Consider the following 9,471-nt stretch of genomic DNA (forward strand, 5'->3'; position numbering starts at 1 on the left):
TACGCGTTCAAATCGATAAAAATTTTAACAGTGCTTATTCCATTGGTTGCCAATAACTTACGAGAATTCAAAAAGTCCTTAACGGGACACTAGTGATCGTAGGATTACTGATACCACTACGATTACCTCCGTTTACAACAGCTCCCCCATAATTCGCATTATTACTCTTAAAAAGAACGTTGGTGAGAACGGGGCTGCTTGCCCCTGATTTGCCACCTTCATTATAAATAGCTCCACCTTGAAGAGAAGCTTCATTGCCGATAAAAATAACATTGCGTAACGTAGGGCTGCATTCATTACTGGTCCCATATCCGTCGCAGTAGAGGCCCCCACCATATCTGTCAAAACTACTACCATTGGCCTGCCCACCAGTAACAATAAGACCATCAAGCTCGGTATTCGTTGTAATGTTGGGATCTACGTCGTTACCTCCTTCATAAACATCCCCGGCGTCAAGAAAGAGCACGTTGTTACTATTGTTACCGCTAATATCATCGGCATCCATCGTGACACCGTTCGTTTTGGTATCGTTGTTGTCAATATCACCCGAAAGGATTGTAGCATGACCCGAAATATCGCGCTCATCGATCTGACTTTCGGTGCCGTCAAAGCCGCCATAGATTTTAAGGCCGTCCTGGTTGCCGGTAATGGTAAAAGAGGCGGTTTCGTCTCCATCAGTAACATTATCTCCCTCATCAGGGTAGTAGGTGCCTTCGGCGATCCAGATCTGGTCGTTGCCCGTGGCGTCAACAAGCGCATTTTGGAGGCTGTTGTAGGCGTCGGTCCACGAGGTACCGTCGCTGGCCCCGGCGGCATCGGCATCAACATATATAATTTCTGCCGGATCACGCGTAATTACGGCATCTCCAGCATCGGTACGTGTTTTGAAACCATCTGGAGAATTTCCAGAGAAGGTCATTGTCATATCAGAACTGTCAAAGGTATCGTCATTGTTTGTATCGAGCGTAAGCGTGTTGGTACTGCTATCAAATTGTATGAATGTTCCATCAACACTGCTTTCTTCACCCTCAATAACGATCTCGTCGGTTAATCCCAGGTCGGTAATAGTGTCTTCGTTTAATTCATCAGCAGTACCGATAAACGTATTTTCCCCCAGTCAGTTCGTCGTCGCCGAGGCCTCCATTTATCGTATCATCACCGCCTGCCCCGATGATTGTGTCACTGTTGTCAGTGCCTGTAAAATTAGTTCCATCTGTGTTGGAGGTGGTGAGCGTATTGATGTTGGTTAACGTGATGTCAGATACATCTAATTCACTGCCAGCTGTTTCGAGGACGTCACTCCCCATCTGGTCGCTGGTAGCAAACTCCGTTACATCGTCAAATTGTGTGTTCTCGTCTATCTTGAATGTTGTAGAATTACGGGCCGTATTTTTGATGACTTCAAATCCGCTCAGGTCACGTCCGCTCAGGTCCGCGGTTGTGCCGAAATTACCGGTAAGTGTCTCGGTGCCGCCTCCCGTAGCTGTAAAGTCGGTAACGTCGGCCAGTACTCCCTCATCAATAGTGAGTTCAGCTCCGGGATCCATCAATCGAATCTCATCCCACTGCTCAAACTGTTCCTGAGGCAAGTCAACCTCGGATCCGTAGACAAGCAAGTTGTTCGTACTGTTGTTCTGCCCTATACAATCCGTAAAATCATCGAGGCCACTTGTCGCATCCACACTAATATCGAACGTACCACTGCCGGTAGTGCGCAACGTTGAAAAACTCTGTATCGTCGAGGTCGTAAAGTCGAATGAGCCACCACCTTCAAGAACTACCCTATCCTTCCCAAGCCCTCCATCCAGGATGGAATTCGAATCCAGATGATCCGGGTCCACAATACGCAGCCAGTCATCGCCCCCGGTCGTGGTCTCCCCACCATCAATCCCCGTACCATCCGTAACATCGAAGCCAGCGCTCGTGGTTATCAACGCAGGCGGTGCCGTGGTAAATTGATACGTACCAGTACCATCGAAGGACTGTATTTGATTACCTGCTGTATCGGTAAGCGCACCGGCCTCAATATCAAGGGAAAAATCCCTGGGATAAGATAGCGGGCTGTTGCCGGGATCAATTGTAAGCGAGGATCCGCTGATCGTTAACGTACCCCCATCGGCGCTGCTGCCGGTAGCCAAATCAAAGTTTTCGTATACCTGATCATAGGTCTCATCTATAATCGTAATATTTCCGTTACCAGCCTCAATGGGCTCCGAGAAGACAAGCTCAATGTTCGTATTGGCGGAAACCTGAGGTGCTCCATTAACAGGCATTGATGCGTCGGTATTCAGTAGAGGCGGCGTGTTGTCAACAATAAATGTTTCGTGGCTGGTGGAATGGTTATCCATATTGTCCACCTTTGCGCTATCCTCTTTTACATCGTTACCCAAGTAGGATTTATTGGTGAATACACCGGAAAAAGTGGGTTCGTCAAATTCAACAGTTTTGGTATCCAGATAGGCTTTCCCATACGTCAGTCCCGTAATACTGCAGAACATCAGCAAAAGAAAAACTATGCGTATTTGTTGGCGGAATGTTGTTAATGAGGTATAAAGAAGGGTTAAGCCTTTTTTAAGGGCATCAGATAGTTCAAGTCGCATGTCAGATGATAGTTTAGAGTAGATACCGTACTGTCCGAAAAAGCCAGGTTTTGTTTTCTCTCACTAAAGAAAAGAAATTCTCTCTTGCCGGGTATATTCAGATAAGTTCAAACCAGGATACTCAGATAAGCCCAAATCTATACAGGTGATCAATATTAGAAATTTTGAAGCTCAAAAAGAGGCTGCTTTACATTGGTGAGTTGTACTCACGATATCGACCGGGCGTGGTATCAAATTCTGCTTTAAATGCTCGGATAAAATTTGAGGGATTGTTAAATCCCAGCTGAAAAGCGATTTCGGTAACCGTCAACTCAGACTCTTCAAGCTTCCTGCAGGCCAATTGCATTTTTTTGCGCCGGTAATATTGGAAAGGAGTTGTATTGAATTCTTTTTTGAAATGTCGTTTTAATCCAGACACAGATATTCCAAACGTGGCGGCCAGGAAATCCATACCCGGGAAAGGGGTCGCAAGACAATTATCCAGGTAGCTGGCTACTTTCCGGGCCGTATTTTCATTTACTCCTATCACTGATGAATCTGTCTTGGTTGAAGCCTTTACCTGAAACAGTTGCGCCAGCGCACTGCTGATTGTTTTTAAAAGTCGAAGTTTATTAACTGATTTCCCCGCGGTTATCTTTTCCATGTCAAAAGCCAGTTGATTCATGAATTTTTTTATGGGTGCGGGCGATTGCGGGAGGATGAATAATAGATCATTACATCCCTTGATTATTTTTTGAAGTCGCCAGTGGGAGATATTCTGTGGCTTTATGTACTCTTCAATAAATTTGTGACTAATAATAATTTGCAGGTTCTCTTCGTGGTAGCCCTCCGGGAGCTCGGCAATATAGCTGGCATAATTACTAAACAGGCCCAGCGTACTCTGATAGATATCATAGTGTTGATTTTCGGAGATTAGCCGGGCGGTTTTGTTCTGGTCCATTGAGCATTTCAGCGTATAAAACTTGCCGTTGGGCCGAGGGGTGAGCTTCATCCTGTGTTTGATATGGCACGCCGTTTTCTGGTGTAAAATCAATACATCATCACTCAGTACCTGATAGGAAAAATCGAAAGAGTGATATGAATTATCCGCCCGGTAAAGGTTGTTACGTGGCTGGTGTACCAGCAGGTCGCCCCACTGGTCCATAATGCTATGAAAGTTGGAAATCGGGAAAAACTGCTGGGTTAGTTCAATAACTTCGTTTTGCATACGCTAACTGCCAACACTGTACTTCTGTTGTTAACCATCCAGATTGTTAGGGTAAAAAAAAGTCATGTAAAATGCAGAGGGTAAACAGGGCTTGCAGCCAGCATTAAAAGGAGCTCTGTTCCAGTGACTCTGTCATGACCACGACCGCCCGAAATTTTCCCGGTATCTATCCCATCCCGTAGAACTTTGCCCGTTCTTTAAAATAGGGGATAAAGACTTTTTTGAGCTCTGCATGTTCTGATTGTTCCAGGTCGGGATCATGTTCCATCAAATTCCAGGCGGCGGTTTTGGCCCGTTCCAGGATCTCCCGGTCTTCCACAATATCTGCAAATTCAAAATCCGGCAGACCGCTCTGCTTGGTGCCTAGAAAGTCGCCGGGTCCCCGCAGCTTGAGGTCCGCTTCCGCAATTTTGAAGCCGTCATTTGTTTTGGCCATCGTCTGCAGCCGGTAGCGGCCCTCCTTGCTGATATTGTCGCCCTGCATCAGAATGCAGTAGCTTTGCCGGCTGCCCCGCCCGATCCGCCCCCGCAGCTGGTGGAGCTGGGAAAGGCCAAACCGCTCGGCGTGTTCAATAATCATGATGTTGGCGTTGGGGACATCCACCCCGACTTCAATGACGGTTGTGGAGACCAGGATCTGGATCTCGTTATTGATAAAGGCCTGCATCACCGCATCCTTTTCCTCCGAGGTCATCCGTCCGTGCAGCAGGCCGACGCTGTAATTCGGGAATTGAGAGGCCAGGTTTTCAAAGCCCGCCGTGGCATCCTTCAGGTCCATCGCCTCCGACTCTTCCACCAGCGGATAGACCACGTACGCCTGTCCGCCCTCCGCCAGTTCACTCCGCATAAAGCCATAGATATCCTGACGGCTTGTATCCCTGCGGACGGCCGTTTTGATCGGTTTGCGTCCTGCCGGCAGCCCTTTGATGACAGAGATATCCAGGTCACTGTAGAGAGTCATCGCCAGCGAGCGGGGAATCGGGGTGGCAGACATCACCAGCACGTGGGGATGAGAGCCTTTCTGCAGGATTGCAGCGCGCTGTTTTACCCCGAAACGGTGCTGCTCATCGATGACCGCCAGGCCGAGATTGTGGAAGTTCACCTGCTCCTGGATTACGGCATGGGTACCCACCACCACCTGGCAGCCGCCCCCTTCCACATCGGTCAGGATATCGGTGCGGAGCCGCGATTTCTGGTTGCCCACCAGAAGTCGAACATTGATATCGAGCGGATCCAGAAATTCAGTAAGCGTGCGGTAGTGCTGTTCAGCCAAGATCTCGGTTGGGGCCATAAATGCCGCCTGGTAGCCGTTGTCGATCGCCATCAAAATGGCACCGATGGCCACTACGGTTTTTCCGGACCCCACATCGCCCTGGATCAGCCGGTTCATCTGCAGGCCGGAGCGCACATCCCTTTTGATGTCGGAAAGCGCCTTTTTTTGTCCCCCGGTCAGCTCAAACGGGAGTATGTCTTTAAAAAAGTGGGTGGTGCGTGTACCCATCTTGTCAAACAGGGGGCCCGACTGCCGTTCAATGATGATATACTTGGTTCTCGCGATGCTCAGCTCAAACAGGAAAAGCTCTTCAAACTTAAATCGCTCCCGGGCCTTCCTGTATTCCCGGGGGCTTTCGGGAAAGTGTGCCATGCGGTATGCTTCGGCACGTTCGGGCAGGTCATGCTCATTTAATATATGTGAGGGGATAAACTCCGGCGGAGTCTCCTCTTGTAATATCTTTCGCTGCCACTGGTTGATCAGCTTGCTGGTGATGTAGTTTTTGGAAAACGCCTTGTTGCCCGGGTAGACCGGCATGATGCGGGTCAGATCCTGCAGGTCATTTTTATCCCCCACCTGGTCCACATCGGGATGGGCCATCGAGATATACCGCCCGTACCGCTTCGCCTTCCCGAAAAAAGCGTATATTTCCCCCTTTTTAAACTGCTTTTTAAAATAGTGTACCCCTTTGAACCAAACTCCCTTCATGGAGGCAGTATCATCCTGGATAAACACCTCGAGCCGTTTCTTTTTTCCGCGACCGGCTTCCTGAATCTTTTTAACACGCCCCACTACGGTTACCTCCTCCCCCTTTCCGTCGAGGTTCCTGATCGGGAGTACGGTGGTGCGGTCGAGGTACCTTCGGGGCAGAAAGTGCAGCAGATCCCCAATACTCTCAATCCCGTGTTCAGAGAGTGCTTTTAACCGTTTTGAATGCAAATTCGGAAGATCTATTAACTTCAATTGATATAATGTTATATATCAGTTAATCTTATTTTTCAACCCTTTTGAACACATTTACTCCGGCCAAGAGGGGATTGGCAATAAAAAGAAAAAAAGAGAAAGTTTTTGGCAGAATTTATTTGCATCGGTAAGTACATATTCCTTACCTTTGGCAACTCTTGTTTGACTGAATAACCAACAAAACGAGCATAAAGTGCCAACAATCCAACAACTTATACGCAAAGGTAGAAAAAGTAAGACGAGCAAGACAACTGCTCCTGCCTTGGAAGGGTGCCCTCAAAAGCGTGGCGTCTGCACCCGTGTTTACACTACAACACCCAAAAAGCCAAACTCGGCCCTGCGAAAGGTGGCTCGTGTGCGTTTGACCAACGGCATGGAAGTGACCGCCTATATTCCCGGCGAGGGTCATAACCTGCAGGAGCACAGCATTGTGTTGATACGAGGTGGCAGGGTGAAGGATCTGCCCGGTGTTCGATATCATATTGTCAGGGGTACGCTGGATACGGCCGGTGTTGAGGATCGAAAGCAGGGACGTAGCCTTTACGGGACCAAGAAGCCTAACTAAGTTGTTCGTCACTTTAAGAAATTAACTGAACTGATATGCGAAGAAAGACAGCAGAAAAACGTACAGTACAGCCAGATCCGGTATTTGGTGATAAGCTGGTTACGCGTTTTGTCAATAACCTGATGAGAGACGGCAAGAAGAACATCGCACGCAAGATTCTTTATCAGGCTTTTGAAATTATTGAAGAAAAGACGGGTGAAGAGGGTATTGAGGTATTTAGGAATGCCCTGGACAATGTGACGCCCGTGGTTGAGGTTCGCTCGCGGCGTGTGGGTGGCTCAACGTACCAGGTGCCGGTGGAGGTTCGTCCGGACCGTGGCACCTCGCTCGCGATGCGCTGGTTGATAAATGCGTCCAAGAGTCGTAATGACAAGTCGATGGCCCGCAGGCTTTCGCGAGAACTGATGGATGCCTCAAATAATGAGGGCGGCGCCGTGCGGAAAAAGGATGAAGTGCACCGCATGGCAGAAGCCAATAAGGCGTTTGCTCATTTTAGGTTTTAACAATATTGCCGTTCGGGCAAGATTATGTGCGTTGCTCGTTTGTCGGCAGGTATCATTTTGAAAAAAAGAAAGATTTTTGAGTTTTAGATTCTAATACTATGGCTGAAGCAACAAAGAAAGTTGACCCCAAAATACAGGACAGGATACGGCGTACCCGGAATATCGGAATTATGGCCCACGTAGATGCCGGTAAGACAACGATTACCGAGCGGATTCTTTTTTACACCGGCCGGAGTCATCGGATGGGTGAGGTTCATGACGGCGCTGCCACGATGGACTGGATGGACCAGGAGAAGGAGCGGGGTATTACCATTACTTCTGCGGCAACGCACTGTGAGTGGAAAAATCACCGCATTAATATTATTGATACGCCCGGTCACGTCGATTTTACCGTAGAGGTCGAGCGTTCGCTTCGCGTTCTTGACGGCGCGATCGGTGTCTTTGACTCTGTTGGGGCTGTGCAGCCACAGTCTGAGACAGTCTGGCGGCAGGCTAATAAATATAATGTGCCGCGCATGGCGTTTGTCAACAAAATGGACCGCGTCGGGGCTGACTTTTATAATGTGATCAGGGAGATGCGGGATAAACTAAGTGCCAACCCGATCCCGATACAAATTCCGATCGGCAAGGAAGAGAATTTCCGCGGCGTGGTAGACCTTATTAATATGCGCGGCATCGTCTGGGATGATGAGTCGCTCGGGGCCAAGTATGAAGAGATTGAGATTCCGGATGATCTGAGGGAGCAGGCCGATGAGTATCGTAAAATTATGCTCGAGTCTATTGCGGATCACAATGATTCCCTGATGGAAAAGTATCTGATGGAAGAGGAAATTACGGAAGATGAAATTGAGGATGCGATTCGAAAAGCCACCGTGGCACAGGATATTACTCCTGTCCTATGTGGCTCGGCCCTGAAAAACAAGGGGATCCAGATACTGCTCGACAAGATCGTTGAATACATGCCGAGCCCGTATGACATTCCCCCGGTTAGCGGAAAAGACCCGAAGGATCATGATATAAAGATGGAGCGCGCCCCGCGGGTTGATGAGCCATTCTCCGCGCTGGCATTCAAAATTATGACCGATCCTTATGTAGGTAAGTTGACGTTTTTCCGGGTGTATTCCGGGGAGTTGGAAAAGGGTTCCTATATCTATAATGCCACCACGGGTGAGCGCGAGCGGGTTGGACGAATTCTTGAAATGCATGCAAATGACAAAAAGGATCTCGACATTGTGAGAGCCGGTGATATTGCGGCTGCTGTCGGGGTAAAGGAGGTTCGCACCGGCGATACATTCTGCGATGTTGAAGAGCCTATCTTGCTGGAAGAAATCACATTCCCCGAACCGGTAATCAAGCTTGCTGTTGAACCAAAGTCGAAAGCCGATGCGGAAAAGCTGACCACCGGCCTGGTCAAGCTTGCCGAAGAGGACCCCACATTCCAGGTCAAAACCGATGAAGAGACCGGCCAGACCACTATTGCCGGTATGGGAGAGCTTCACCTCGAAATTATTGTAGACCGTCTGAAGCGTGAATTCAAGGTGGAATGCAATGTCGGCAAACCCCAGGTTTCCTACCGCGAAACGATCACTAAGAGTGTGGCACACCGTGAAATTTACAAAAAACAATCTGGTGGTCGCGGGAAGTTTGCCGATATGGAATTTGAAATTGCTCCTCTCGACCATTTTGATGAGTACGATGAGGATGATAAGAAGGTAAGCGTTGACGAAGGATTTATGTTTATTGACGAAATTGTGGGTGGAAATATTCCCCGCGAGTTTATCCCGGCCGTGGAGAAGGGATTCAAAGCGGCTATGAAGGGGGGCATTCAGGCAGATTACCCGGTACAGAACGTTGGGTTCCGCCTGTATGACGGATCATATCACGATGTTGACTCCGACGCGTTTAGTTTCGAGCTCTGTGCGAAGCTGGCATTCCGGAATGCGGCACGAAAAGCCGGTCCCACCATTCTTGAACCGATTATGGATGTCGAGGTCATTACCCCCGAGGAATATATGGGAGATGTAATCGGTGACTTGAACGGCCGAAGGGGAATCATCGGGAAGATGGAAGACAATCCCGCAGGATCGGTAGTCAATGCAAAAGTGCCACTCTCAGAAATGTTTGGTTACTCTACGGACCTGCGATCTGTTACCCAGGGACGAGCGGCCTACTCAATGGAATTTGCTGAGTATGCACCGGTTCCCGGCAATATTGAAAAGGAAATTTTAGAATCAAGATCATAAACATCATTAAATAAATTCTGTTATGGCAAAAGAAACCTTTCAGCGAACGAAGCCGCATGTAAACATAGGAACGATAGGTCATGTGGATCACGGCAAGACGACCCTGACGGCGGCCAT

General features: G+C 48.6%; 8 protein-coding genes. 4 read left to right on the plus strand and 4 right to left on the minus strand.

What is annotated here, in order from left to right; genetic code table 11:
• Positions 1–67: 67 nt before the first annotated feature.
• The 4 genes from ACG2F4_RS18700 to recG form a co-directional block, all read right to left on the minus strand.
• The gene (locus ACG2F4_RS18700; protein ID WP_395262471.1) at positions 68–925 is read right to left on the minus strand and encodes a hypothetical protein; all 858 of its coding nucleotides are present in this window, start codon (positions 923–925) and stop codon (positions 68–70) included.
• Between the two features lie 160 nt (positions 926–1,085).
• A complete protein-coding gene (locus tag ACG2F4_RS18705) occupies positions 1,086–2,600 on the minus strand; it encodes an Ig-like domain-containing protein (protein ID WP_395262472.1) in 1,515 nt (504 codons plus the stop codon).
• 187 nt (positions 2,601–2,787) lie between these two features.
• Entirely contained in the window at positions 2,788–3,807 is a 1,020-nt protein-coding gene (locus ACG2F4_RS18710) for a helix-turn-helix domain-containing protein (RefSeq protein ID WP_395262473.1), read from the minus strand.
• Between the two features lie 166 nt (positions 3,808–3,973).
• Positions 3,974–6,043, minus strand: coding sequence for an ATP-dependent DNA helicase RecG (gene recG, locus ACG2F4_RS18715; protein WP_395262474.1), 2,070 nt, complete (start codon positions 6,041–6,043; stop codon positions 3,974–3,976).
• Between the two features lie 193 nt (positions 6,044–6,236).
• Between recG and rpsL the strand changes: the two genes are divergently transcribed.
• The 4 genes from rpsL to ACG2F4_RS18735 form a co-directional block, all read left to right on the plus strand.
• Positions 6,237–6,608: a 30S ribosomal protein S12 gene (gene rpsL / locus ACG2F4_RS18720; protein ID WP_395262475.1), complete on the plus strand. Its 372-nt coding sequence runs from the start codon at positions 6,237–6,239 to the stop codon at positions 6,606–6,608.
• Between the two features lie 35 nt (positions 6,609–6,643).
• Positions 6,644–7,111 (plus strand): 30S ribosomal protein S7, encoded by a 468-nt coding sequence (gene rpsG, locus ACG2F4_RS18725; RefSeq protein ID WP_395262476.1) that lies wholly within the window; start codon positions 6,644–6,646, stop codon positions 7,109–7,111.
• Between the two features lie 98 nt (positions 7,112–7,209).
• Positions 7,210–9,354 carry an elongation factor G gene (fusA, locus tag ACG2F4_RS18730; protein ID WP_395262477.1) on the plus strand — a complete coding sequence of 715 codons (2,145 nt, stop codon included), beginning with the start codon at positions 7,210–7,212 and terminating at the stop codon, positions 9,352–9,354.
• Positions 9,355–9,376: 22 nt separating this feature from the next.
• A partial coding sequence (locus ACG2F4_RS18735; RefSeq protein WP_395257691.1) for a GTP-binding protein occupies positions 9,377–9,471 on the plus strand: 95 nt, incomplete at its 3' end.

Source organism: Halalkalibaculum sp. DA3122, assembly GCF_043951865.1.
Classification (GTDB): Bacteria; Bacteroidota; Rhodothermia; order Balneolales; family Balneolaceae; genus JAMQKA01.

Excerpts from the sequence above, each read along its gene's own strand:
- ACG2F4_RS18700 (WP_395262471.1), bottom strand. The coding sequence starts at position 925 with ATGACAATGACCTTCTCTGGAAATTCTCCAGATGGTTTCAAAACACGT.
- ACG2F4_RS18705 (WP_395262472.1), bottom strand. The coding sequence starts at position 2,600 with ATGCGACTTGAACTATCTGATGCCCTTAAAAAAGGCTTAACCCTTCTT.
- ACG2F4_RS18710 (WP_395262473.1), bottom strand. The coding sequence starts at position 3,807 with ATGCAAAACGAAGTTATTGAACTAACCCAGCAGTTTTTCCCGATTTCC.
- rpsG (WP_395262476.1), top strand. The coding sequence starts at position 6,644 with ATGCGAAGAAAGACAGCAGAAAAACGTACAGTACAGCCAGATCCGGTA.
- fusA (WP_395262477.1), top strand. The coding sequence starts at position 7,210 with ATGGCTGAAGCAACAAAGAAAGTTGACCCCAAAATACAGGACAGGATA.